Below are 23,561 nucleotides of genomic sequence, written 5' to 3' on the forward strand. Positions count from 1 at the left end.
CGCCCGGAACGGGGGCCGGTGCGTCAGAATCGTTGGCTGTGGAGCACGGGTACACCAACAGCACGGTCGGCGACGGCGCTCTGGTCGTCAAGTGTTACCAGGGCCCGGAGGCCGCCTTCAGGCTGGGCACGGAGAGCAGGTACCTGCGCCGGCTGCGCGGCCGGCTGCCGGTGCCGCGCGTGCACCAGATCACCGCCACGAGCCTGACCACCCGCTTCGTGGCCGGCGCCCACGGCCAGGACCTGCTGGACGAGGGCCGCGCCGCCGAGGTGCTGGCCGAGTGCGGCCGGGTGCTGGCCCGCATCCACCGCCTCGGCATCGTGCACGGCGACTACGGGCCCCAGAACCTGCTGTTCGACCCCGCCACGTTCGAGACCACCGCGATCCTCGACTGGGAGTGGGCCCATCCGGGCCGGCCGGTGGAGGACCTCGCCTGGTGCGAGTGGATCGTCCGCAGCCACCACCCCGAGCACGTCCCCCTGCTGCCGCGCTTCTTCGACGCCTACGGCGGCCCGGTGCCGGCCTGGGCCGAGCGGCAGGCGTCGATGGTGGCGCGCTGCCGCGACCTGCTGGAGTTCTGCGGCCGGTGGGAGCCGGGCGGGGGCGGCGAGAAGTTGTGGCGCGAACGCCTCGACCTCACCGCCGCCTGGAGCGCCTGAGGCGTCCCGCCGTGCCCGAGCCCCGGTGGCGAGGCCCGGACGTCCTGACGGGATCAGCCGCAGTGGCTCCAGCCGCTGGTCCACACGTACGGCGACTCGTCCCAGGCGCCGCCCCACTTGACGCAGGTGTCGACGGCGGACAGGATCACCGGCCCCGCGTACGACTTGAACTCACCGGCGTCGGTCTTGGTCGCGCCGCCCTGCACGGTCAGCGTCGCCCGCATCCACCGCGTGTACGGCGTCTTGTTGACCGTCACGACGCAGTTCTTGCCGGTGCCGGAGTTGTAGGACAGGTAGATCGTGCCCAGCGCCGTGCTGCCGGACTTGAACGGGTGCGAGTCGATGACGCGGAACCCGGACCCGCACACGCCGACCGGGTCCACGGCGGCGACGGCGGCCTGTGCGGGCAGGGCGCTCGCCAGTCCGCACGCGAGCACGCCCGCGGCGAAGAGCGTCTTGGTGATCTTGCGCATGTTCATCCTTACTGTCGCTCTTGAACGCCCGTCAGCTTCGCGCAGCGAGTGATCAAGAAAGCGAACAGCAGGCGAACAACACACAAATGCGATTTCGGTTCCCCCGTAATCCACGGCCTTCCGGCTCGCCCGGCGGACGACCGCGCAGGTGCGGCGGGGTCACCCCAGCGCCGCGGCGAGCCGCGTGATCTCGCCCACAGCGGCGCCGAGCGCGGCGACCTCCGCCGCGCTGAGCGTCGGGTTGGCCTCCCGCCTGGCCCTGGCCGCCGCCAGGTGCTCCGCCTCCGGCAGGACGTCGCCGAGCCCGGCCAGCAAGCCGCCCAGGACGGCCTGCGCCACGTCCGCGATCCCGGTCGCCGGCTGCACCGCGACCTCGGCGAGGATCACCGCGGACATCGCGCGGTCGAGGGCGGGCGGCCCGTCCTCGGCGTTGGTCCAGTCGATCACCATCGGTCCCCGGGGCGTCAGCATGACGTTGTCGGGATGCAGGTCGAGGTGGAGCACCCGGTGCCCGGGATCGGCCGCCGTCCGCGCCGGGAGCTCGTGCAGCCGGCGCAGCAGCCGCGCGAGCATCGTCCCCGCCTCCCCGGCCCGCATCCGGCCGGTCAGCAGGGCGTGCAGCATCGTGGGCCCGGCCAGGCGCTCCATGACCAGGTCGGCCGGCCCGTGACCGCCCGGGTACACCCGCGGGACGGGATAGCCGCAGGCCGCCACGTGGGCCATGACCGCCGCCTCGCGCCGCGTGTCGGCCGGGAGACGGTTGCGCCGCAGCACCCGGTCGGGCCCGATCGCGTACACGTCCGCGGTGCGGCCGGTTCCCAGCAGCTCGCCGATCTCCATCCGGGCCCGCCCTCCTTGTGGTGACAGAGAAGTCTCGCGCGACATGCGCCCTGCTTCGGGGCAGGATCTCACCATGGTGTCGGTATTGCAGAATGTCGCGATCGACTGCGCGGATCCGTACGAGCTCGCCCGGTTCTGGAGCGAGGTGACCGGCTGTCCCGTCCACCCGGAGGACCGACCGGGTGACGAGGAGACCCGGGTGATGCTGAAGGAGGGCCCGATCCTGCACTTCAACAAGGTGCCGGAGCCGAAGGCGGCCAAGAACCGGCTGCACCTGTGCCTGCGTCCAGACTCCACGCGGGACCAGGAGGTCGAGCGCCTGGTGCGCCGGGGCGCCACCCTGATCGCCGACCTGCGCGAGCCGGACGGCACGGGCTGGGCGGTGCTCGCCGACCCCGAGGGCAACGAGTTCTGCGTCCTGCGCAGCGCCGCCGAGCGCGCCGGGACGGCCCCGCACCCCTGAAGCCGTCCCGCGGGCGCGCGCGCCCGCACGGCCCCTCTCAGGGCCGTGCGGGCCTCAGCCCTTGATGCAGATGAGCTGCCGCAGGTGCGCCACGACCTCCACCAGGTCCCGCTGCGCGGCCATCACCGACTCCAGGTCCTTGTACGCCCCCGGGATCTCGTCGATCACCCCGGGATCCTTGCGGCACTCGACCCCGAACGTCTGCTCCTCCAGGTCCTTGACCGTGAACGTCTTCTTGGCCTTGGTCCTGCTCATCTTCCGCCCGGCCCCGTGCGAGGCCGAGTTGAACGCCCGCGGGTTCCCCAGCCCCTTCACGATGTACGTGCCGGTGGCCATCGAGCCCGGGATGATCCCCAGGTCCCCGCTGCCCGCCCGGATCGCCCCCTTACGGGTGACGAGCACGTCCACCCCGTCGTAGCGCTCCTCGGCCACGTAGTTGTGGTGGCAGGAGATGGGCTGGTCGAAGCCGATGCCGGGAAGGTGGCGGCGCAGGACGTCGCAGACCAGGCCCATCATCAGCGCCCGGTTGCGGCGCGCGTAGTCCTGGGCCCAGTACAGGTCGCGGCGGTAGGCGTCCATCTCCGGGGTGTGGCCGAGGAACACCGCCAGGTCCCGGTCCACCAGGCCCTGGTTGTGGGAGAGGCCGCGGGCCACCCCGATGTGGTGCTCGGCCAGTTCCTTGCCGATGTTGCGCGACCCCGAGTGCAGGACCACCCACACCCAGCCCTCGTCGTCGGCGCACACCTCCAGGAAGTGGTTGCCGCCGCCGAGCGTGCCCATCTGCGCCTCGGCCCGCTCGCGGCGGGCGCGGACGGCCGGGGCCAGGTCGTCGAACTCGCGCCAGAACTCCGCCCAGCCGGCCGTCCTCATCCCGTGCACCTTGGCGGGATCGACGGGCCGCTTGTGGTGCTGGAAGCCGACGGGGACCGCCTGCTCCAGCTTCCCCCGCAGGTAGGCCAGGTTGTCGGGAAGCTGCGACGCCTTGTACGACGTCTTCACCGCGGTCATCCCGCAGCCGATGTCCACCCCGACGGCCGCCGGCGACACCGCGTCCTTCATCGCGATGACCGACCCGACCGTCGCCCCCTTGCCGTGGTGCACGTCGGGCATGACGGCGACGCCATGGACCCAGGGCAGGTTGGCCACGTTCCGCAACTGCTGCATCGCCTGCGGGTCGACCGTCTCCGGCTCCGCCCACATCCGCAGCGGATGCCTGGTGCCGCTCACCTCGTTGTACGCCATGTCGCCTCCTCCCGGCCGTCTTCATGAACACGATCTATCTGGCCAGACACGACATACCCCCTGCAACCGAATTAGTACGGCCCCCGCCGCCGGAGATCTTGACAAGCCCGGTCCGGGCCCGCCCTCCATTGGCTAGGGTGACCGTGGTGTGCCGACATACACCATGTATGCGCGCACCCGGGAGATATACCGTTGAGAACGGCCCGACCCCTGCAACCGATCGTGGCCGGGCAGCAGCTCGCCGTCGCGGAGAAAACGGGGCGCACATGATCGCCGTCGCCGGCCGGCCGGACGAGCACCCGCTGGTCCACCAGGCGCTCGTCTACTCCAGCGACGCCGGCTTCCTGGCCGCGGCCGTGCCCTTCTGCCGCGACGGGCTGGCCGCCGGGGGCGGAGTGCTCGTGGTGGCCACGGCCGCCACCGTCGACCTGCTCGCGCGGGCGCTCGGCGGCGAGGCGGGCGGGGCGGGCGAGGTCGAGTTCGCCGAGGCCGGCGGCTGGTACGACGCCCCGGGCCGCACCCTGGCCGCCTACGGCCGCTACCTCGACGCCCATCCCCGCGCCAGGGTGATCGCCGAGCCCGTCTGGCACGGCCGCACACCGGCCGAGGAGGCCGAGTGGACCCGGTACGAGTCGGCGGTCAACGCCGCCTTCGCCGCCCGCGCGGCCTGGATGGTCTGCGCCTTCGACGCGCGCGCGGTGCCGGACCGGGTCGTCGGCGGCGCCCGCCGGACCCATCCGGGGCTGCTGACCGGTGACGGCCCCCGTGCCAGCGCCGATTACGTCGAGCCCGGGTCCTTCAGCCACGACTCCGACCGCGACCCGCTGCCGCCTCCGCCGCCCGGGGCCGCCGGGCTGCGCTTCGACGGCGACCTGCACCGCGTGCGCCGGCACGTGCGGGCGACCGCCGAACGGCTCGGCCTGTCCCGCCCCCTGACCGACCGCCTGCTGCTGACCGTCAACGAGGTCGCCGCCAACGCCGTCGAGCACGGCGGCGGGCACGGCGACCTCGCGATCTGGACCGACGGGAACGCCGTCGTGTGCGACGTCACCGACCCGGGCAGGCTGACGGCCGTCCTGCCCGGCTACCTACCGCCCGCCCCGACCGCCCTGCGCGGGCACGGCCTGTGGGTGGTGCGCCAGCTCTGCGACCTGCTCCAGGTGCGTTCGGAGCCGGCCGGGACCCGCTTCCGCCTGCACCTGCTGCGCGACTGACGGCACGGGCCGCCGCGGGGCGCCGCGGGCCGCTGCGGGGGCTGCTCGGCCGGGGCTCAGCGCTTGGGGCCGGCGTCCGTCCAGCCGGCCTCCAGGACGGCCTCGGAGCTCGACACCGCGCCCGGCTCAAGTCCTCCCCGCTGCCCGCGCGGCTCGACCAGCACGGTCTCGGTGCCCAGCGCCCGCCCGGTGGCCTCGTCGAAGATCAGGCGGCTCTCCCGCAGCCCGGTCCTGTCGTCGTCCTGCCGGATGGCCGCGGCCGTGCCGGTGCGGCCCTCGGCGTCGGTGACGTTCTCGATGACCTTGACGGAGTCGAGCCCGGCCAGCATGCGGAAGGCGGCCCCGCGCACCTGAGGCGTCACCGGCATGTCGACGATCAGCCCGACGCTGACGGTGAACAGCCAGACGTCGGAGGACATCTCCACGCTGGACGACTCGGTCGAATGCCCGTCGTAGCTGTCGAGCAGCCACTTCTTCAGCTTCGCCGGCTCGTCCGGCAGGCCGCGCAGGTCCTTCATCGTGACGTTGCGGCCGAGCCAGAACACCTTGTCGCCGTCCACCAGGGGGGTGTGGCTGGTCGTGGGCCTGCCTTCCGAGGTCGGCAGGCGCAGCCGGCTCAGCTTCTTCGCGGGCGGCACCACCTCGATCTCGCCGGGCGAGCCGGCCCGCTCCCAGGCCAGCCGGTCGGCCTCGGTCGCGGGCAGCGCGCCGAGCCGCTGCTGGCGGCTCCACTGCTCGCCGCCGGTGGCGCGCGGCGTCCACTCCTCGTTGCGCTCCCGGTCCACCACCAGGTAGCCGCCCTGGACGGCCGGGTAGACGTACCTGCTCACCGACGAGGTGTACCACCAGGCGCCGGTGCGGTCGGGCTGCCGGTCGGCCTTCTCTGCGGCGGCCAGCAGCACCTCCCGGGCGGACAGCGTGACCTTGCGCGGCGTCGCCGACGCGCTCTGCCCGGCCTGCGGAGCCTGCTTCCTGGGCGCCGGAGCGGCGTTCCCCGCCACCACGACGGCCACCGCGGTCGCCCCCGCCGCCAGGGCCGCGAGCCCCCACACGGGCCGGACGGCCGGGCGCCGGCGCCGGGGCCCCCGCGGCCCGGACATGGCGCGCGCGAGCTCGGCGGCCCTGGTGTGCTCGTCCACCGGCCGGTCGCCGAGGTGCGCGGGCCGCGCGGCCCGGAGTTCGTCCATCGGGTTCATGACCACTCCTCGCTGAGGTTGCGCACGTAGGGACGGGACGGTTCGGCGGCCTCCATGGCTCGGGCGAGCCGCTTGCGGGCCCGGTGCAGCCGGACGCGGAAGGCCGCCGACGAGCAGCCGACGACCCTGGCGCCCTCCTTGGGCGACAGCCCGTGCCAGGCGACCAGCATGAGCACCTCCCGGTCGTCCTCGTGCAGCTCGGCCAGCGCCCGCAGCACGCCCAGGCGCTCGGTCACCTGCTCGGCGACGTCCGGGCGGCCGTCCTCGGTCCACGAGCTCAGCTCGGCGGCCAGCGCGTCCCTGCGCGCCCGCGAGCGGGCGTCGTCGCGCAGGAGGTTGCGCGCCACGCCGAGCAGCCACGGCAGCGGCGGCTCCGGCACGTCGTCCAGCCGCCGCCACGCGATGGCGAACGTCTCGCTCACCACCTCGTCGGCCACCTGCCGGCCCGCACGACTGACCACGTAGGCCCACACCCGTTGTCGGCATTCGTCGTACATGCCGGTGAAACGGTGGGAATCATCCGTCACCGCGCAGCCCCTTCGTCCCTGGTGCGTTCTTCTGACACCGGGAAGTGGTGGGAACGTCCGTGTTGTTACAGCTCGCCGGGAAAAAGCAGAAGCCCCGCCCCGGTGGCGTTCCGGGACGGGGCCTGCTCGGCCTGGCCTACTTGGCGTTGGCCTTGAGGTAGTCGCTGTTCATCTGGGCGATCGTGTCCAGCGGGATGCCCTTGGGGCACACCGCCGTGCACTCGCCGGTGTTCGTGCAGCCGCCGAAGCCCTCGGCGTCCATCTGGTCCACCATGGCCTTCGCGCGGGTCAGGCGCTCGGGCTGGCCCTGGGGCAGCAGGCTGAGGTGGGTGATCTTGGCGGCGGTGAACAGGGAGGCCGAGCCGTTCGGGCAGGCGGCCACGCAGGCGCCGCAGCCGATGCAGGTCGCGGCGTCGAACGCGGCGTCGGCGTCCTCCTTGCGCACCGGGACGCTGTGCGCGTCCGGGGCCGAACCGGCCGGCACCGAGACGAAGCCGCCCGCCTGGATGATGCGGTCGAACGCGCTGCGGTCCACGACCAGGTCCTTGACCACCGGGAACGGCGCGGCGCGCCACGGCTCGATGGTGATCTCGGCGCCGTCCTCGAAGTGGCGCATGTGCAGCTGGCAGGTCGTCGTGGCGCGCTGCTCGCCGTGCGCCACGCCGTTGATGACCATGCCGCACATGCCGCAGATGCCCTCGCGGCAGTCGTGGTCGAAGGCGATCGGGTCGTCGCCCTCCAGGATCAGCCGCTCGTTCAGCACGTCGAGCATCTCCAGGAACGACATGTCCGGGGACACGTCCTCCACCCGGTACGTCACCATGCGTCCGGCGTCCGAGGGGGCGCTCTGACGCCAGACCTTGAGGGTCAGGTTCACTTGTAGCTCCGCTGGGTCATCTTGACGTACTCGTACTCGAGCGGTTCCTTGTGCAGCACCGTCTCGCCGGAGGGCGTGCGCTCCCAGGCCGAGACGTGCGCGAAGTGCTCGTCGTCGCGCAGGGCCTCGCCGTCGGGGTCCTGCGACTCGGCGCGGAAGTGGCCGCCGCAGGACTCGGTGCGGACGAGGGCGTCCAGGCACATGAGCTCGGCCAGGTCGAAGAAGTCGGCGACGCGGCCGGCCTTCTCCAGGACCTGGTTCAGCTCCTCGGCGGTGCCGGACACCTTGACGTTCTTCCAGAACTCCTCGCGCAGCTCGGGGATGCGCTCCAGGGCCTTGCGCAGCGACTCCTCGGTGCGCTCCATGCCGCAGTAGTCCCACATGAGCTTGCCCAGCTCGCGGTGGAAGGAGTCGGGGGTGCGGGTGCCGTTGACCGACATCAGGCGGTCGATCCTGGTCCGGACCTTGATCTCCGCCTCGGCCACGGCCTCCTCGTCCACCTCGCCGTACGGGCCGTTGGCCAGGTAGTCGCCGATCGTGGTGGGCAGCACGAAGTACCCGTCGGCCAGGCCCTGCATCAGCGCCGAGGCGCCGAGCCGGTTGGCGCCGTGGTCGGAGAAGTTGGCCTCGCCGATCACGAACAGGCCGGGGATCGTGGACTGCAGGTCGTAGTCCACCCACAGGCCGCCCATCGTGTAGTGGACGGCGGGGTAGATGCGCATCGGCACGTCGTAGGGGTTCTCTCCGGTGATGCGCTCGTACATCTCGAAGAGGTTGCCGTACTTCTTCTCCACGGCGTCGCGGCCGAGGCGGCCGATGGCGTCGCGGAAGTCGAGGTAGACGCCCAGCCCGCCGGGGCCGACGCCGCGGCCCTCGTCGCAGACGTTCTTGGCGGCGCGGGAGGCGATGTCACGCGGGACGAGGTTGCCGAAGGCCGGGTAGATGCGCTCCAGGTAGTAGTCGCGCTCCTCCTCCGGGATGTCGCCGGGGGCCCGGTCGTCGTCCTTGCGCAGCGGCACCCACACGCGGCCGTCGTTGCGCAGCGACTCCGACATCAGCGTCAGCTTCGACTGGTACTCGCCGGAGACCGGGATGCAGGTCGGGTGGATCTGCGTGTAGCACGGGTTCGCGAAGTACGCCCCCCGCTCGTGCGCCCGCCAGATGGCCGTCGTGTTGCAGCCCTTGGCGTTCGTGGACAGGAAGAACACGTTGCCGTAACCGCCGGTGGCCAGCACCACGGCGTCGGCCAGGTGCCGCTCGATCTCGCCGGTCACCATGTCGCGCACGATGACGCCGCGCGCCCGGCCGTCGGAGACGATCAGGTCGAGCATCTCGTGGCGGGTGTGCATCTCCACGGTCCCGGCCGCGATCTGCCGCTCCAGCGCCTGGTAGGCGCCCAGCAGGAGCTGCTGGCCCGTCTGGCCGCGGGCGTAGAACGTGCGGGAGACCTGGGCGCCGCCGAAGGAGCGGGTGTCCAGCAGGCCGCCGTACTCGCGGGCGAACGGCACGCCCTGGGCCACGGCCTGGTCGATGATGTTCACCGACACCTGGGCCAGGCGGTAGACGTTCGACTCGCGGGCGCGGAAGTCGCCGCCCTTGACGGTGTCGTAGAAGAGCCGGTAGATCGAGTCGCCGTCGCCGCGGTAGTTCTTGGCGGCGTTGATGCCGCCCTGGGCGGCGATGGAGTGGGCGCGCCGGGGCGTGTCCTGGTAGCAGAACGACTTGACGTTGTAGCCCAGCTCGCCCAGGGTCGCCGCGGCCGAGCCGCCCGCCAGACCGGTGCCGACGACGATCACGTTGAGCTTGCGCTTGTTGGCCGGGTTGACCAGCTTGGCGCTGAACTTCCGCTTCTCCCACCGCTCCTCGATGGGACCGGCGGGCGCCTTGGTGTCCCGGATCTCCGAGCCTTCGGTGTACTTCACTTCACAACTCCGAACGTGATGGCGAGGGGCGGGGCCAGGAAGCCGACGACCAGGACCGCCGAGACGAGGGCGGCCGTCAGGCGCAGGCCGCGGTAGCGGCTGCGGTTGGCCCAGCCCAGCGTCTGGAACGCGCTCCAGATGCCGTGCCGCAGGTGCAGGCCGACCATGACGACGGCCACGAGGTAGATGAGGGTCACCCACCAGCGGGAGGGGTCGAAGCCGGCGACCATGCGGTCGGCGGGCTCGGAGTCGAAGCCCTTGGGGTTGACGACGCCGAAGGTCAGGTCGAGCAGGTGCCAGATCACGAACAGCAGGATCGTCAGGCCGCCGAACCGCATGATGTGCGTGGCGTAGCCGTTGGCCTGCGACTTCTTGGCCACGTACTTGACCGGCCGGGCCTTGGCCGCCTTGCGCGCCAGCGAGATCGCGGCCCACATGTGCAGCACGACGGAGACGACGAGCCCGATCTCCAGGATCGTCAGCACCGTCCGGTACGGCGCGATGGGCTCAAGGAGCGTGCGCAGGGCGACGGCGTACTCGTTGAACGAGTCCTTGCCGAGGAAGATCTTCAGGTTGCCCAGCATGTGCAGGACGAGGAAGGACACCATCACGGCGCCCGTGACGGCCATGACGACTTTCTTGCCGTTCGACGAGCTCAGGAACCGGCTCGGCTTCTTGGACGTCGGTGCGGGCGAGGCACCCTTGGGGGCGTTAACAGGCGCGGTGGCGGCGCCGCGCTCTATCGTGGCAGTCACGTTTGAACGCTAGGTATCCAGCAATGATCCGTCCAAGTCATCACGGATCTGGTTTCCATAGCTTCCGGCTATGATGCTTGGTTTATACGGTCGGCATAAGGAAAAATGCTCGGCCGGTGCGAGGAAAATCACATGCAGTTGCAGCAGCTCGCCTACTTCGTCGCGGTCGCGGAGACCAGGCACTTCACCCAGGCGGCCGAACGCATGCGGGTCGCCCAGCCCTCGCTCAGCAAGCAGATCAAGGCGCTGGAGCACGACCTCGGCGCCCCGCTGTTCTCCCGCGCGCGCGGCAACGTCACGCTGACGGCCGCGGGCGAGGCGCTGCTGCCGCTGGCCCGCCGGATGCTGGCCGACGCCGACACCGCCCGGCAGGAGGTGGCCGAGCTGGCCGGGCTGCGCCGGGGCCGGGTGCGGCTGGGGGCCACGCCCTCGTTGTGCGCGGGCCTGCTGGCCGACGCGCTGGCGCGCTTCCACCGGGCGTACCCGGGGGTGGAGCTGCTGGTGGAGGAGGGCGGCTCGCGTGACCTGGTCAGGGCGCTGGCCAGGGGGCAGCTCGACCTGTCGCTGATCATCATGCCGCTGCAGAGCGACGACCCCTCCCTGGTGACCGAGGAGATCCTGCGGGAGAACCTGGTCGTGGTCGCGCCCTCGCACGAGCGGGCGCGGGGGCCGTACCTGCGGATCGAGGACCTGCGCGGCCGGCAGATGGTGATGTTCCGGCGCGGTTACGACCTGCGCGAGGCCACCCTCACCGCCTGCCGCCAGGCCGGGTTCGAGCCCCGCTTCTCGGTGCAGGGCGGCGAGATGGACGCGGTGCTGCGCTTCGTGGAGGCGGGGCTCGGCGTGGCCGTGGTGCCGTCGATGGTGCTCGACGGGCGGCCGGGGCTGTCCGGCACCCCGCTGGCACCGCCCGGACTGAGCCGGACGATCGCCCTGGCCCACCGCAAGGACGTCGAACCCACCAGGGCCGCGCAGGCGTTCCGGGAGACCCTGCTCGCCTTCGTGGTCGAGGCCGGCCAGGAAGGCACGCTTCCGCAAGGGGTCGAACTCATCGCAGAATGAGCAGCAACAGCCCGACTCCCCCGGGAAGGCGTGTGTGACGGCAAACCTCAACGAGCCGCTGACACTGCTCCTCATCGAGGACGACGACGGCGACGCCTTCCTCGTCGAAGAACTGCTCAACCAGGCCGAGGCGCCACCGACGATCTTCTGGGCGCGCAGCCTCCAGGAGGCCAAGGCCAAGCTCGACCCGACGATCCAGTGCGTCCTCGTCGACCTCACCCTGCCCGACGCCAGCAGGCTGGAGGCGCTGGAGGAGGTGCTGGCGCTGGCGCCGCACGCGGCCGTGCTGGTCCTCACCGGCCTCAGGGACGTGCACGTCGGCGTGACCGCCGTGCAGGCGGGCGCCCAGGACTACCTGGTCAAGCAGGACATCGACGCCCGCCTGCTGGCCAGGTCGATCAGGTACGCCATGGAGCGCAAGCGTGCCGACCTGGCCCAGCTCAGGCTGTTCGAGGCCGAGCTGACCGCCAAGGAGAACGCCCGCCTGGAGAGCGGCCTGCTGCCCGTGCCCCTGCTGCGCACCGACGCGATCACGCACCAGATCCGCTACCTGCCTGGAAACCAGGGAACCCTGCTGGGCGGCGACTTCCTCGACATGGTCCAGACCCCCGACGGCTCGGTGCACGTCGTGGTGGGCGACGTCTGCGGCCACGGGCCCGACGAGGCCGCGCTCGGCGTGGCGCTGCGCATCGCCTGGCGCACGCTGGTGCTGGCCGGGCAGACCGACGACACGCTGCTGCGCACGATGGACGCCCTCCTGCGCGCCGAGCGCAAGGCGCCCGAGATCTACACCACGCTCTGCATGGCCACCTTCACGCCCGACCTGCGCCAGGCCCGGATGCGCGTGGTCGGGCACCCGCCGCCGGTGCTGGTCCGCGACGGCGTGCCCGCGGTGCTGGCCGGCACGCCCTCGGGGCCGCCGCTCGGCATCTTCCCCGACGCGCAGTGGACGGTCATCGACGTGCCCCTGGGCGAGGAGTGGTCGATCATGCTCTACACCGACGGCCTGATCGAGGCGGCCGTCGGCGGGCAGAGGGAGCTGCTCGGCGTCGACGGCCTGATCGGGCTGGTGCGCGAACACGGCGTGATCGACCTCGACCGGCTGATCAGGCACGCCGGCAGGCTCAGCGACGACCTCGCGGTGGTCCTGGTGTCGAGGAGGAAGGCATGAGCATCCATCCGCTGCCGCCGCCGAAGCGGCCGACCGGGCTCGGCAGGCTGCCGGTGGCCCGCTGGTTCCTGGCCATCGGCGTGCTGGCGGGGTTCGCGTTCGCGACCGGCGTGGTGGTCACCATGTCGATGATCGCGCAGGCGCGGGCCCTGGGGCCGAGGCCCGCGATGGCCGCCCAGCTCGACCGGCTCAACGTGGCGCTGATCGTGCTGTTCGGGGTGCTGCTGGCGGGCGGGGCGGGCCTGGCGTTCGTCATCAGGTACGCCGTGCTCAAGCCCATCGACCAGCTCACCGAGCAGGTCCGCACGGTCGCCGCCGGCGACTTCGACCACCGGCTCGGCGTCGACCGGCCGGCCGAGCTGAGCGAGCTGTCCAGCCACGTCGACTCCATGCGCCGCCGCATCGTCTCGGCCTGGCGCGGGGCCGCCGACCAGGCCGACGAGCTGCGCCGGTCCAACGGCGAGCTGGAGCAGTTCGCCTACGTCGCCAGCCACGACCTGCAGGAGCCGCTGCGCAAGGTCGCCAGCTTCACCCAGATGCTGGAGCAGCGGTACGGCCCGCAGCTCGACGACCGCGCCCGCCAGTACATCCACTACGCCGTCGACGGCGCCAAGCGCATGCAGCTCCTGATCAACGACCTGCTCGACTTCTCCCGGGTGGGCCGGGTGAGCGGCGAGCGGGTGCCCACCGACTCCGGCCAGGCCCTGGACCGGGCCCTGGAGAACCTGTCGGCCACGATCGAGGACAGCGGCGCCACCGTCACCAGCGACGGCCTGCCCGTGGTCGAGGGCAACCGGACGCAGCTCACGCAGCTCTTCCAGAACCTCGTCGAGAACGCGGTCAAGTTCCGCTCCGAGGACCCGCCGCGCGTGCGCCTGACGGCCGAGCGGAAGGGCGACATGTGGGAGTTCAGCTGCTCCGACAACGGCATCGGCGTCGACCCCAAGTACGCCGACCGCATCTTCCTGATCTTCCAGCGGCTCCACCCCCGCGACGTCTACCCCGGCACCGGCATCGGCCTGGCGCTCTGCCGGAAGATCGTCGAGTACCACGGCGGGCAGCTCTGGCTGGACGCCGAACCGGCCGGCCAGGGCACGACGTTCCGCTGGACGCTGCCGGCGGCCGGAGGCGACGCATGACGGACTGGCGCCCGATCGACGTGCTCCTCGTGGAGGACGACCAGGGGGACATCCTGCTCACCAGGGAGGCGTTCGACCTCAACAAGGTGCGCAACCGGCTCAACGTGGTCAACGACGGCGAGCAGGCGATGGCGTACCTGCGGCGGGAGGGCGTTTACGCCGGCGCGCCCCGGCCCGACCTGATCCTGCTCGACCTCAACCTGCCCCGGATGAACGGCCTGGAGGTGCTGACCGAGGTCAAGGCCGACGCCGCCCTGCGGACGATCCCCGTGGTGATCCTGACGACCTCGGAGGCGGAGGAGGACATCCTGCACAGCTACCGGCTGCACGCCAACGCCTATGTCGCGAAGCCGGTGGATTTCGAGCAATTTATCCGTGTTGTCCGGCAAATAGATGATTTTTTCGTGACCGTAGTGAAGCTGCCGGCGCCCGGCCCGCGGCCCTGACGCGTATACGTGACAGGAATCACAGTAGGTCATCGAAAAAGTGAGTGACCCCGCTCACAAAATCGTATGCGGTCGTCGTAACGTATCCCCCACCAATGCGCGCCCAGAGCGGTACCGCACCCGCCGTACGCGCGCCCAGTGAAACGACCCGGACCCCCCTGTGTGCAGGGTCCGCGGGAGGTGGAGAGGTCCGCGATGACCCAGACGACGCCCGAAGCCCCGGTCAGAAGGCAACGTGCCCAGGTGAAGGTGCGCACGCTGCGCACCGACAGGTGGTGGCTGGTCCCGCTGCTGACGTTCCTCGGGCTCAGCTCGTTCCTCGTCTACGGCGTGTGGGCGATCATCGACGGCAGTTATTTCGTCGATCCGTACATCGCCCCGTTCGCCTCGCCCTGTCTGACCACGGCGTGCCCCGAGGGCGCGCGGCTGTTCGGGTGGGCGCCGATCGGCGACTGGTTCACCCTGCCGCCGGGGCTGCTCATCCTCGGCCTGCCGGGCGGGTTCCGGCTCACGTGCTACTACTACCGCAAGTCGTACTACCGGTCGTTCTGGCTGTCGCCGGCCGCGTGCGCCGTCCAGGAGCCGCACGGCAAGTACACCGGTGAGACCCGGTTCCCGCTGATCCTGCAGAACATCCACCGGTACTTCTTCTACGCGGCCATCGTGATCGGCCTCGTCCTGGCCTACGACGCCGTCCTGGCGCTGGTGCACAAGCCGCAGGGCCTCGGCACCTGGATCCTGGTCGTCAACGCCGTGCTGATCAACACGTACACGTTGTCGTGCCACTCCTGCAGGCACATCACCGCGGGCAGGCTCAACCACTTCTCCCGTCACCCGCTGCGCTACAAGGCCTGGACGTTCGTCTCCAAGCTCAACGCCAAGCACCAGCAGCTCGCCTGGGCCTCGATGTTCTCGGTCATGATCGCCGACTTCTACGTCCGCATGGTCGCCAAGGGCGTCATCGCCTTCCCGTTCGCATAAAGGACTTCTTCCAGTGGAAATCGAGCGTCACGAATACGACGTCGTCGTCATCGGTGCGGGCGGCGCCGGGCTGCGGGCCGCCATCGAGGCCCGTCAGCAGGGCAAGCGCACGGCGATCGTCTGCAAGTCGCTGTTCGGCAAGGCCCACACCGTCATGGCCGAGGGCGGCGCGGCCGCCGCGATGGGGAACGTCAACTCCGACGACAACTGGATGGTGCACTTCCGTGACACCATGCGGGGCGGCAAGTTCCTCAACAACTGGCGCATGGCCGAGCTGCACGCCAAGGAGGCCCCCGACCGCGTCTGGGAGCTGGAGGCCTGGGGCGCGCTGTTCGACCGCACCAAAGACGGCAAGATCAGCCAGCGGAACTTCGGCGGTCACGAGTACCCGCGGCTCGCACACGTGGGCGACCGTACCGGCCTGGAGCTGATCCGCACCCTCCAGCAGCGGGTCGTCGCGCTCCAGCAGGAGGACTTCGAGACGCACGGCGACCACGAGGCCTACATCAAGGTCTTCGCCGAGTGCACCGTCACCCGCCTGCTGAAGGACGGCGACCGCATCTCCGGCGCGTTCGGCTACTGGCGCGAGACCGGCAACTTCCTGCTGTTCGACGCCCCCGCCGTGGTCCTGGCCACCGGCGGCATCGGCAAGTCGTACGTCGTCACCTCCAACTCCTGGGAGTACACCGGCGACGGCCACGCCCTGGCCCTGCTCGCCGGCGCCAACCTGATCAACATGGAGTTCATCCAGTTCCACCCCACCGGGATGGTCTGGCCGCCGTCCGTGCGCGGCATCCTCGTCACCGAGTCCGTCCGGGGCGACGGCGGCGTGCTGCGCAACTCCGAGGGCAAGCGCTTCATGTTCGACTACATCCCCGAGGTGTTCAAGGACAAGTACGCCACCACCGAGGAGGAGGGCGACCGCTGGTACACCGACCAGGCCAACAACCGGCGCCCGCCGGAGCTGCTGCCCCGTGACGAGGTGGCCCGCGCGATCAACGCCGAGGTGAAGGCGGGCCGCGGATCCCCCCAGGGCGGCGTCTTCCTCGACGTCTCCACCCGCCTGCCGGCCGAGGAGATCAAGAAGCGGCTGCCGTCGATGCACCACCAGTTCAAGGAGCTGGCCGACGTCGACATCACCGCCGAGCCCATGCAGGTGGGCCCGACCTGCCACTACATCATGGGCGGCGTCGAGGTCGACGCCGACACCGGCGCGGCGGCCGTGCCCGGCCTGTTCGCGGCCGGCGAGGTGTCCGGCGGCATGCACGGGTCCAACCGGCTGGGCGGCAACTCGCTGTCCGACCTGCTGGTGTTCGGGCGGCGCGCGGGCGCGGGCGCGGCGGCCTACGTCGACGGGCTCACCGCCCGTCCCAAGGTCGTCCAGGAGCTCGTGGACGCGGCCCGCGAGGAGGCCCTGGCGCCCCTCCAGCGCGACGGCGAGAACCCGTACGAGGTGCACCACGAGCTCCAGCGGACGATGAACGAGCTGGTCGGCATCATCCGCAAGGCCGAGGAGGTCTCCGAGGCCATGGAGGTCGTGGAGAAGCTCAAGGAGCGCGTGCGCCAGGTCGGCGCGGCCGGCTCGCGGATCTACAACCCCGGCTGGCACCTGGCCATCGACCTGCGGAACATGGTCCTGGTCTCCGAGTGCGTCGCCCGCGCCGCCCTCCTGCGCGAGGAGAGCCGCGGCGGCCACACCCGCGACGACTTCCCCGGGATGAACCCGGAATGGCGCCGCAAGCTGCTCGTCTGCTCCACCGAGGACGGCAACAGCGTCCAGGTCGTGGAGAAGGTCCAGCCGTCCATGCGCGAGGACCTGATCACCCTGTTCGACCGGGACGAGCTGAAGAAGTACCTCACCGACGAAGAGATGGCCGAGTTCGACGGGATTGCCAAATGAGTTACAAGGCGAAGTTCAAGGTCTGGCGTGGTGAGGGCGGCGAGGGCAAGCTTGAGGACTTCACCGTCGAGGTGAACGAGGGCGAGGTCGTCCTCGACATCATCCACAGGCTCCAGGCGACGCAGGCCCCCGACCTCGCGGTGCGCTGGAACTGCAAGGCCGGCAAGTGCGGCTCGTGCAGCATGGAGATCAACGGCAAGCCGCGTCTGGGCTGCATGACGCGGATGTCCACCTTCTCCGAGGACGAGACCATCACGGTCACCCCGATGCGGACCTTCCCCGTCATCAAGGACCTGGTCACCGACGTGTCCTTCAACTACCAGAAGGCCCGCGAGATCCCCTCGTTCACCCCGCCGGCGGGCGTGCGGCCCGGCGAGTACCGCATGCAGCAGGTCGACGTCGAGCGCTCGCAGGAGTTCCGCAAGTGCATCGAGTGCTTCATGTGCAACAACGTCTGCCACGTGATCCGCGACCACGAGGAGAACAAGCCGGCCTTCGCCGGTCCGCGTTTCCTCATGCGGATCGCCGAGCTGGACATGCACCCGTACGACGTGGCCGACCGGCAGGAGTCCGCCCAGGAGGAGCACGGGCTCGGCTACTGCAACATCACCAAGTGCTGCACCGAGGTCTGCCCCGAGCACATCAAGATCACTGACAACGCGCTCATCCCGATGAAGGAGCGCGTGGCCGACCGCAAGTACGACCCGCTGGTCTGGCTGGGCAACAAGATCTTCAAGCGCGCCAAGTAGGCGGCAGAGCGGAAGCGGGGGCCGGATGGATCCGGCCCCCGCTTCCGCTTTGTGCTACTTGCGGCCCCAGCGCTTCTTCCGGTGCTTGGGGTCCTGCATCTCCTTGGTGGCGCCCTCCGGGGGCTGCGGCGGCAGCGGCTGGACGACCGTCGCGGCGTCCCCCTCCGGCGGCAGGTACGGCGGCGGCAGGTAGCCCTCCGGCGGCCCCGGCGGCCCGCCCTGCGGCTCCATCGGCGGGCGCGGCTGCACCGGCTGCTTCGGCTCGAACAGGGACGGGCCCTGCTGCCAGGGCTCGGAGTCGCCGCTCTCGGCCGCCGCCGCCGGGGCGAGCGGGAACTCGCGCTCGTCCTCGTACGGCTTCCCGCCGCCCGGCGGGATCTCGGCCGGCGGCTGCTCGGCCGGGATCAGCGGCTCGAACGGGTCACGGTAGTCCTGGGCGGGCTGCGGCGGCTCGTTGTAGCTGTCGAACTCGTCGGGGTGCAGGACCACGGGCTCGGGCGCGGTCGCCGGCGTCGTGGGGGGCATGGCGGCGGGCACGGTCGGCGCCGGCTCGGGCGGGTAGCCGCCCTGGGGCCCGTACGGGTCGTGGTAGGCCGGGTCGTGGTGGGCCGGACCGTAGCCGGGCTGGCCGGCCGGGTAGGTCTGGATCGGGACGAAGCTGATGATCGGCGCGTACGCCGTGCCGCCCGGATAGCCGGGGGCGGGGAAGGACGCCGTGGCGTAGCCGGGGCCGGCGGGGTAGCCGGGCGGCGGCGCGTCCGGGCGGCCCATCGAGGAGCCGGCCAGCGGGGGGCCCGCCTTGCGCACGGCCGCCGCGTGGGCCATGCGGCGCAGCCGTCCCTCGAAGATGAGCACCGCGAACAGCGCGAGCAGGACCAGCACCAGCGCCGGGATGCTGAGCTTCTGCGTCAGCGACTTCTGGTCGAACTCCGGCGCGGCCGCGCGCACCTCCAGCTGGACCGAGTCCGTGCTCGGGGCGGTGTCGGCCGTCAGCGGGGCGGTCGCGGTGGGCGGGTCCGTCGGCGCGACGGACGGCATCTCGACGGACGGCTCCGTCGTCTGCTCCGTGGGCAGCGGCCCGGCCGTGGTCTGCGCGGTGGGCAGGGGCGCCAGCGGCTGCTGCGTCGTCTCCTGGACGGGCGGCGGCGTGGGGGCCGCGGTGGTCTTGGGCGGCTTCGGGGCCTTCGTGGTCTTCGTCGGGCTCGCGGTGACGGTGTGGGTGATCGTCGTCTCCGGAGCCTCCTCCGGCGTGGGCGTGCCCAACGTCGTCGTGACCGTGACCGTGGTCTGCGGGTCGCAGGTCTGGCCCGCGTCGCACGGCTCCACCGCCGGGTCGAACGCCGCGCTGCCGACCGAAGCGCTCGCGCTCTGACCCACGAAGGGGGCCACGCCGACGCCCGTGAGCCCGAGCGCTAGGACGATCGCGGACACGGCCGTCGCTCGCGTGCGTGCCACCGGAGCCCTCCGCATAGTCCCGGAACCATGGTCAAGGGAATACTAGTCGGGTCAAAGCAACAGTAAAGACGGAATTACCATACGTTTCGCGGCTTATGGCGGCGTTTAGCTCGCGTAACCAGCCACAAAGCCCCGAGCAGGACGCCGATGGCCCCGATGACCAGCGAGAAGCCGCGCGGCCCGTCCAGCGGGCTGGCGTACGCGACCGGGCGAACCGGTTTCCGCGCCTCCACGACCTGCACCGGCCACGGCGCCCCGGCCCCCGACTCCGGCGCCAGACTCACCACCCCGCCCCCGGGAACCCCTCCCCCTTGCACCCCACCACCGACGCCCCCGGGCACCACACCCCCGGCGACACCTCCCGGAGCCATCCCCCCGGCGACACCTCCGGGCATCATGCCCCCGGCCGTGCCGCCCGGCGCCACGCCCCCGGCGGCGCTCCCCGGCGCCACACCTCCGGCCACACTCCCCGGTGGCATGACGCCGGGCAGGCTCTGGTGTGTCATCCCCGGCACCGCGCCCTGCGCCAGCCCTGCCGCGCCGGACAACCCCCCGTGCGCCGCACCACCGGGCAGCCCCTTCTGAACGGCACCCCCGGGCACGCTCCCCGTCACACCACCCGGCAAGCCACCCGCCGCGCCACCCGGCAGGGGCCCTGTCAGGCCGCTCGCCGCGCCACCGGGCAGACTGCCTGTCGCCAGGCCGCCGGGGAGGCCGTTTCGTGCCGTCCCCCGAGTGCCGGCGGGCGCCCGGCCGGTCGTCCCAGGGGTGACGCCCTGGCCGACGCCTCCCGCACGCGGGAACGCGCCCAGGGTTCCGCCCGTGCCTCCCTGTCGCGGCGTCCGCGCCACGCCTCCGCCGCCGACGCGCGAGAGCGCCCCTCGGGTTCCACCCGTGACAGGCAAGCCTGCGGCTCCTCCGGGGAGGCCGCCCCTTCCCGCCGTCGTACCGGTCAGGCCGGGGAGGCCGCCTCGGGTCTTTCCGCCTGCCCCGGGCGTCAGCCCGGCGACGCCTCCACCCGTCCCCGCGAGGAGCCCGGCGGCGCCCGTCTGCTGCCCCTGTGCGCCTGCCACCTGCCGGCCGGGCCGCCGCCGCTTGTGGGGGGCCGTGGCCGGGACGGGCACCGCCTGACCGCTGATCGTGGCGGCCTCGCGCGGCATCTCCTCGGCGACCTGCATGGACGTGGTCCTGTTGATGGTGGTCAGCCCACCGGAGGGCGTCCGCATCCTGGCCACCGCCGCGAGCACCACCTCCTTGGCCCCCTCGGGCGCCTGGAAGGTCACGTCGAGCGCCCGCTCACCGTAGATCGGCCCGAGGGCGCAGACCCGCGCGCCGGGCAGCGTACCGCCACCGGAAGGCGAGCCCTCCACACCGGCCAACGCCCGCGCGGCCAGCACCCCGGCCGCCTGCCGCCCCCCACCGACCTGCCCCCCACCCGGCCCGCCCTCAGCCGGAAACACCCCTCGACCACCCTCGGCCTGAGCCATGCCCTGACCACCTTCGGCCTGGGATGCGCCCTGACCACCCTCAGCCCGAGACACGCCCTGACCACCCTCAACGCGGGACATCCGCCGGCCGTCCTCAGCCCGAGGCACTCCCCGACCGCCCGCAGCCCACGGCGCGCCCTGCCCTGCCTCCATGCGCGGGACCCGCTGGCCTGCCTCGCCGCGCGGCATCCCCTGAGCCGCGCCACCCGGCGGCATCCAGTGACCGGCCCCGACCGGCGGGGCGGCGTCCTGGGCGCCCGGACCGAACTGTGCCGCCTCCCGGTCCGCCCCCGCCTGCGGCGCGCTATGACCGGCCTCAAACGGCGCCGCGCCGCGACCGGCCTCGGCCCGCGGTGCGCCGCGACCGGTCTCCGCGCGGGTCAGGTGGCGGCCCGGCCCGGGACGCCACGGCTCCGGTTCCTCCGGAAACGCCCCGGCATCCGGATCCGTCGCATCTCCCGCGCTCCACGGCCCCGGCACGGGGTCCCCGCCGGAGGCCGGAACCCCGTCAACAGCCTCGGAACCCTCAACCCCACCAGCGGACAGCCGGGAAGCACCGGAGGGCGACGGGCACGCCAGCCCCGACAACGCCGCAGCAGGGCTGGTAGCCACCGCGACCTTGGCCCCCTTGCCCATCCCGTTGAGCCGGACCCTGAAACGCTGGACGTCACCCGTCCTGATCCACTGGCCCACACCCTCGGGGCCGCTCACGCGTTCGAGCACGAGCGTCACCCCCGCCGCCGCCACGGGCACGGAGGGCAACGCCACCAGGATCAGCGCTCCAGAAAGGATCCAGCCACGCCGCATCACTCCACTCCCCCACTGCAACAAATCACGTGTAGTAATCGTTATGTCACAGAGAGAGACGGTCTAATCCTGCCGCAGCAGACTCTCCACGGTCTTCATGATCGGCAGGTCGGCGCCCAGCCACTCCACGTCGTAGTACTCCCCCGGCCCCAGCCAGCGAAGAGCCAGATGCTCCCGGGCCTCGGGCGTGCCGGAGGCGAGCGTGGCCAGCCAGACGCGCAGGACGTACCCCTCCGACAGCGCCCAGTCCTCGCCCACGCGCGCGCCCACCGCTATCTCCACGCCGAGCTCCTCGCGGCACTCCCGAACGAGCGCGGCGACCTCGCTCTCCCCCGGGTCCACCTTGCCGCCGGGGAACTCCCAGCCCCCGGCCAGCGCGGCGGGGGCGGCGCGCTGCGCGGCCAGCACCCTGCCGCCGGGGGCGACGATCACCGCCGCGACCACGATCGTGCTCATGCGTTCGTCATCCTCATAGTGCGGGATTCTGCAGCTTCTTGAGCTGGTCGAGCACATCGGGGTTCTGCAGGGGACGGGTGAAGCCCACCTTGTTGTCGCGCGCCTGGTAGCTCGTGACCTTGATCGGCCCGCAGAGCGTGCACCGGGCCTCCACCATCTTCCCCTTGGACACGACGAGTCCGACGTGGCCCGGACTGTCGGCCGACGTGCCCGGACCCGCGTTGAAGAACACCAGGTCACCGGGCTGCTCCTGGCCCGCTGACACCTTCACCCCGAACGGCCACTGCGTGAACGTCGTGCGCGGGATGCTCAGCCCGGCGGCCCGGTAGGCCGCGTAGATGATGCCCGAGCAGTCGAACGCGTCCGGCCCGGTGCCGCCCCACAGGTACGGCTTCCCGCGCTGCGCCAGCGCGAACTGCAGGATCTTGGCCACGACGTCGCTGGGCGCGGCCGCCACCAGGGGGTCGTCGCACTCCTCGGCGGCCTGCGGCGGCACCTCCACCTCACCCGACTTGGCGTACTTCCTGGCGATCTCCTCGACCTGGTCGACGTACCACCAGGCGCGGTTGTAGGTGAACAGGGCCCGCCGGACGTTCTCCGGAGCGCCGTTGCGCTTGAGCATCTTGGCGGCCCCGAGGATGGCGTCGGCGGGGTTGTAGACGTCGCCCACGCCGTCGCCGTCGCCGTCGGAGGCGTAGCCGTTGAAGGTCGAGGAGATCGGGATCTGCGCCTTGCCGCCCCAGGTCGAGATCAGGAACTGCATCGGGCCGGCCGCGCCCGCGTAGTTGGTGCCGCTCTTGACGCCGGGCAGGTCGGAACGGCCGTGGTCGGTCTCGCGCTTACCCACGGCGGCCAGGATGGTCCACTGGACGCCGATCTTCTTGCCCCACTTCTTGTACAGGTCGAGGTAATCGCCCGGGATGTCGGCGGCGCCCGAGTCGGACACCTCCTGCACCTGGGTGCCGCCCTCGCAGTCGACCGAGCCCTCGCCGCCGCCGTTCAGGAAGGACGGCATCGTGACCAGCAGCATCGGCGAGATGATGATCGCGGCCAGCAGCAGGATCCCGGCGAGGCCGAGCAGCAGCCCCAGGCGGGTTCGGGAGGACTTCACCGCTAGCTGTCCCCGTCCTGGCCCTCGGTGGCGGGCAGCACGTCGAAGATCCGCCAGTCGGCGCCGAGCTGGCTCACCGTGACCGCCAGGTCCTCGACGTCCTGCCGGTTGCCGCTCTTCGCGGTGACCTGCCTGGTCTCGGTCACGACGAAGACGATGGAGGTCTTCTCGATCTGCCTGATCTCCTTCAGCCTGGCCGTGGCCTGGGAGACGATCTGGTCGTCGCGGTTCTGCTGGACGGTGCCCGCCGAGGTGAGCGTCCGGGCGAGGATGTTGCCCAGCTCGGCGGTGGTGAACGTCTTGACCCTCGTGGCGTACGCCGCCGGGTCCTCGTCGTACCGGAAGGTGCCGTAGACGGCGGTGAAGCGCTCGGCGAGGTCCGCCGCCGCGGCGAGCTGCTCCTTCTTCATCGGCAGGTACGAGTAGACGTCGAACGGCGCGGCGCTGGCCGTGGCCAGCGGCTTGCTCGCCGCCGCCGAGGGCGCGGACGCGGACGTCGTGCCCGTGGCCGGGGCCTGCTCGGGCGGATCGTCCGAGCTCGGCCACATCGTGAGGTAGACGCCGACCGCGGCGATGACCACGACGATGGCGGCGAAGGCCAGCCCGCGCTTGTCACCGGACTGAGCCAT

At 71.7% G+C, this 23,561-nt stretch carries 23 protein-coding genes; 11 read left to right on the forward strand and 12 right to left on the reverse strand.

What is annotated here, in order from left to right; all coding sequences use genetic code 11:
• Nucleotides 1–38 precede the first annotated feature (38 nt).
• Nucleotides 39–659, forward strand: a complete 621-nt coding sequence (locus ACIBQ8_RS16190) for a phosphotransferase (RefSeq protein WP_397176967.1) — start codon at nucleotides 39–41, stop codon at nucleotides 657–659.
• Nucleotides 660–712: 53 nt separating this feature from the next.
• On the opposite strand, the gene ACIBQ8_RS16195 is transcribed toward ACIBQ8_RS16190, so the two are convergent.
• Complete coding sequence (locus ACIBQ8_RS16195) at nucleotides 713–1,132, reverse strand: spore-associated protein A (RefSeq protein WP_397192304.1); 420 nt, start codon at nucleotides 1,130–1,132, stop codon at nucleotides 713–715.
• Between the two features lie 159 nt (nucleotides 1,133–1,291).
• Nucleotides 1,292–1,972, reverse strand: coding sequence for a phosphotransferase (locus ACIBQ8_RS16200; RefSeq protein ID WP_397192305.1), 681 nt, complete (start codon nucleotides 1,970–1,972; stop codon nucleotides 1,292–1,294).
• A gap of 73 nt (nucleotides 1,973–2,045) precedes the next feature.
• On the opposite strand from ACIBQ8_RS16200, the gene ACIBQ8_RS16205 reads away from it, so the two are divergent.
• Complete coding sequence (locus tag ACIBQ8_RS16205) at nucleotides 2,046–2,435, forward strand: VOC family protein (protein WP_397176963.1); 390 nt, start codon at nucleotides 2,046–2,048, stop codon at nucleotides 2,433–2,435.
• A 54-nt stretch (nucleotides 2,436–2,489) separates the two neighbouring features.
• Here the strand turns inward: ACIBQ8_RS16205 and ACIBQ8_RS16210 are convergent, their stop codons facing one another.
• Entirely contained in the window at nucleotides 2,490–3,677 is a 1,188-nt protein-coding gene (locus tag ACIBQ8_RS16210) for an RtcB family protein (RefSeq protein WP_397176961.1), read from the reverse strand.
• A 266-nt stretch (nucleotides 3,678–3,943) separates the two neighbouring features.
• On the opposite strand from ACIBQ8_RS16210, the gene ACIBQ8_RS16215 reads away from it, so the two are divergent.
• The gene (locus ACIBQ8_RS16215) at nucleotides 3,944–4,891 is read left to right on the forward strand and encodes an anti-sigma factor RsbA family regulatory protein (RefSeq protein ID WP_397192306.1); all 948 of its coding nucleotides are present in this window, start codon (nucleotides 3,944–3,946) and stop codon (nucleotides 4,889–4,891) included.
• Between the two features lie 56 nt (nucleotides 4,892–4,947).
• Here the strand turns inward: ACIBQ8_RS16215 and ACIBQ8_RS16220 are convergent, their stop codons facing one another.
• From ACIBQ8_RS16220 to ACIBQ8_RS16240, 5 genes are all read right to left on the reverse strand, one after another.
• Entirely contained in the window at nucleotides 4,948–6,087 is a 1,140-nt protein-coding gene (locus ACIBQ8_RS16220; RefSeq protein ID WP_397192307.1) for a CU044_5270 family protein, read from the reverse strand.
• Nucleotides 6,084–6,614 (reverse strand): RNA polymerase sigma factor, encoded by a 531-nt coding sequence (locus tag ACIBQ8_RS16225; protein ID WP_397176956.1) that lies wholly within the window; start codon nucleotides 6,612–6,614, stop codon nucleotides 6,084–6,086. The genes ACIBQ8_RS16220 and ACIBQ8_RS16225 overlap by 4 nt, the downstream gene beginning before the upstream one ends.
• Nucleotides 6,615–6,750: 136 nt before the next feature.
• Nucleotides 6,751–7,491: a succinate dehydrogenase/fumarate reductase iron-sulfur subunit gene (locus ACIBQ8_RS16230; RefSeq protein ID WP_352352916.1), complete on the reverse strand. Its 741-nt coding sequence runs from the start codon at nucleotides 7,489–7,491 to the stop codon at nucleotides 6,751–6,753.
• Complete coding sequence (locus ACIBQ8_RS16235) at nucleotides 7,488–9,413, reverse strand: fumarate reductase/succinate dehydrogenase flavoprotein subunit (protein ID WP_352352917.1); 1,926 nt, start codon at nucleotides 9,411–9,413, stop codon at nucleotides 7,488–7,490. The genes ACIBQ8_RS16230 and ACIBQ8_RS16235 overlap by 4 nt, the downstream gene beginning before the upstream one ends.
• A complete protein-coding gene (locus ACIBQ8_RS16240) occupies nucleotides 9,410–10,168 on the reverse strand; it encodes a succinate dehydrogenase cytochrome b subunit (RefSeq protein WP_352352918.1) in 759 nt (252 codons plus the stop codon). Before ACIBQ8_RS16240 ends, ACIBQ8_RS16235 begins: the two co-directional genes overlap by 4 nt.
• Before the next feature lie 132 nt (nucleotides 10,169–10,300).
• Between ACIBQ8_RS16240 and ACIBQ8_RS16245 the strand changes: the two genes are divergently transcribed.
• The 7 genes from ACIBQ8_RS16245 (at nucleotide 10,301) to ACIBQ8_RS16275 (ending at nucleotide 17,616) form a co-directional block, all read left to right on the forward strand.
• The gene (locus ACIBQ8_RS16245; RefSeq protein WP_397176954.1) at nucleotides 10,301–11,230 is read left to right on the forward strand and encodes a LysR family transcriptional regulator; all 930 of its coding nucleotides are present in this window, start codon (nucleotides 10,301–10,303) and stop codon (nucleotides 11,228–11,230) included.
• Between the two features lie 34 nt (nucleotides 11,231–11,264).
• On the forward strand, nucleotides 11,265–12,401 hold the full coding sequence (locus ACIBQ8_RS16250; protein ID WP_397176952.1) for a PP2C family protein-serine/threonine phosphatase: 1,137 nt from the start codon (nucleotides 11,265–11,267) through the stop codon (nucleotides 12,399–12,401).
• Nucleotides 12,398–13,540 (forward strand): ATP-binding protein, encoded by a 1,143-nt coding sequence (locus ACIBQ8_RS16255; protein WP_397192308.1) that lies wholly within the window; start codon nucleotides 12,398–12,400, stop codon nucleotides 13,538–13,540. The genes ACIBQ8_RS16250 and ACIBQ8_RS16255 overlap by 4 nt, the downstream gene beginning before the upstream one ends.
• Nucleotides 13,537–13,986 carry a response regulator gene (locus tag ACIBQ8_RS16260; RefSeq protein ID WP_397176949.1) on the forward strand — a complete coding sequence of 150 codons (450 nt, stop codon included), beginning with the start codon at nucleotides 13,537–13,539 and terminating at the stop codon, nucleotides 13,984–13,986. Before ACIBQ8_RS16255 ends, ACIBQ8_RS16260 begins: the two co-directional genes overlap by 4 nt.
• Before the next feature lie 195 nt (nucleotides 13,987–14,181).
• Nucleotides 14,182–14,967 (forward strand): hypothetical protein, encoded by a 786-nt coding sequence (locus tag ACIBQ8_RS16265; RefSeq protein WP_397176948.1) that lies wholly within the window; start codon nucleotides 14,182–14,184, stop codon nucleotides 14,965–14,967.
• Nucleotides 14,968–14,980: 13 nt separating this feature from the next.
• Entirely contained in the window at nucleotides 14,981–16,867 is a 1,887-nt protein-coding gene (locus tag ACIBQ8_RS16270) for a fumarate reductase/succinate dehydrogenase flavoprotein subunit (protein ID WP_397192309.1), read from the forward strand.
• On the forward strand, nucleotides 16,864–17,616 hold the full coding sequence (locus ACIBQ8_RS16275) for a succinate dehydrogenase/fumarate reductase iron-sulfur subunit (protein ID WP_352324162.1): 753 nt from the start codon (nucleotides 16,864–16,866) through the stop codon (nucleotides 17,614–17,616). The genes ACIBQ8_RS16270 and ACIBQ8_RS16275 overlap by 4 nt, the downstream gene beginning before the upstream one ends.
• A 54-nt stretch (nucleotides 17,617–17,670) precedes the next feature.
• On the opposite strand, the gene ACIBQ8_RS16280 is transcribed toward ACIBQ8_RS16275, so the two are convergent.
• Nucleotides 17,671–19,071, reverse strand: coding sequence for a hypothetical protein (locus ACIBQ8_RS16280; protein WP_397192310.1), 1,401 nt, complete (start codon nucleotides 19,069–19,071; stop codon nucleotides 17,671–17,673).
• Between the two features lie 1,140 nt (nucleotides 19,072–20,211).
• Between ACIBQ8_RS16280 and ACIBQ8_RS16285 the strand changes: the two genes are divergently transcribed.
• A complete protein-coding gene (locus tag ACIBQ8_RS16285) occupies nucleotides 20,212–20,376 on the forward strand; it encodes a hypothetical protein (protein WP_397176943.1) in 165 nt (54 codons plus the stop codon).
• 1,052 nt (nucleotides 20,377–21,428) lie between these two features.
• Here ACIBQ8_RS16285 and ACIBQ8_RS16290 read toward each other — a convergent pair.
• The 3 genes from ACIBQ8_RS16290 to ACIBQ8_RS16300 are packed head-to-tail and all read right to left on the reverse strand — an operon-like array spanning nucleotide 21,429 to nucleotide 23,561.
• Nucleotides 21,429–21,821: a (deoxy)nucleoside triphosphate pyrophosphohydrolase gene (locus ACIBQ8_RS16290; protein WP_397176941.1), complete on the reverse strand. Its 393-nt coding sequence runs from the start codon at nucleotides 21,819–21,821 to the stop codon at nucleotides 21,429–21,431.
• A gap of 13 nt (nucleotides 21,822–21,834) precedes the next feature.
• Nucleotides 21,835–22,932, reverse strand: a complete 1,098-nt coding sequence (locus ACIBQ8_RS16295) for an NlpC/P60 family protein (protein WP_397176939.1) — start codon at nucleotides 22,930–22,932, stop codon at nucleotides 21,835–21,837.
• Between the two features lie 2 nt (nucleotides 22,933–22,934).
• On the reverse strand, nucleotides 22,935–23,561 hold the full coding sequence (locus ACIBQ8_RS16300; protein ID WP_397176937.1) for a hypothetical protein: 627 nt from the start codon (nucleotides 23,559–23,561) through the stop codon (nucleotides 22,935–22,937).

Origin of the sequence: Nonomuraea sp. NPDC049646, assembly GCF_044465525.1 — a bacterium.
GTDB lineage: Bacteria > Actinomycetota > Actinomycetes > Streptosporangiales > Streptosporangiaceae > Nonomuraea.

Coding starts and splice junctions, on each gene's coding strand:
- ACIBQ8_RS16195 (WP_397192304.1), bottom strand. CDS start 1,132: ATGCGCAAGATCACCAAGACGCTCTTCGCCGCGGGCGTGCTCGCGTGC.
- ACIBQ8_RS16200 (WP_397192305.1), bottom strand. CDS start 1,972: ATGGAGATCGGCGAGCTGCTGGGAACCGGCCGCACCGCGGACGTGTAC.
- ACIBQ8_RS16205 (WP_397176963.1), top strand. CDS start 2,046: ATGGTGTCGGTATTGCAGAATGTCGCGATCGACTGCGCGGATCCGTAC.
- ACIBQ8_RS16210 (WP_397176961.1), bottom strand. CDS start 3,677: ATGGCGTACAACGAGGTGAGCGGCACCAGGCATCCGCTGCGGATGTGG.
- ACIBQ8_RS16215 (WP_397192306.1), top strand. CDS start 3,944: ATGATCGCCGTCGCCGGCCGGCCGGACGAGCACCCGCTGGTCCACCAG.
- ACIBQ8_RS16220 (WP_397192307.1), bottom strand. CDS start 6,087: ATGAACCCGATGGACGAACTCCGGGCCGCGCGGCCCGCGCACCTCGGC.
- ACIBQ8_RS16245 (WP_397176954.1), top strand. CDS start 10,301: ATGCAGTTGCAGCAGCTCGCCTACTTCGTCGCGGTCGCGGAGACCAGG.
- ACIBQ8_RS16255 (WP_397192308.1), top strand. CDS start 12,398: ATGAGCATCCATCCGCTGCCGCCGCCGAAGCGGCCGACCGGGCTCGGC.
- ACIBQ8_RS16260 (WP_397176949.1), top strand. CDS start 13,537: ATGACGGACTGGCGCCCGATCGACGTGCTCCTCGTGGAGGACGACCAG.
- ACIBQ8_RS16265 (WP_397176948.1), top strand. CDS start 14,182: ATGACCCAGACGACGCCCGAAGCCCCGGTCAGAAGGCAACGTGCCCAG.
- ACIBQ8_RS16275 (WP_352324162.1), top strand. CDS start 16,864: ATGAGTTACAAGGCGAAGTTCAAGGTCTGGCGTGGTGAGGGCGGCGAG.
- ACIBQ8_RS16290 (WP_397176941.1), bottom strand. CDS start 21,821: ATGAGCACGATCGTGGTCGCGGCGGTGATCGTCGCCCCCGGCGGCAGG.
- ACIBQ8_RS16300 (WP_397176937.1), bottom strand. CDS start 23,561: ATGGCTCAGTCCGGTGACAAGCGCGGGCTGGCCTTCGCCGCCATCGTC.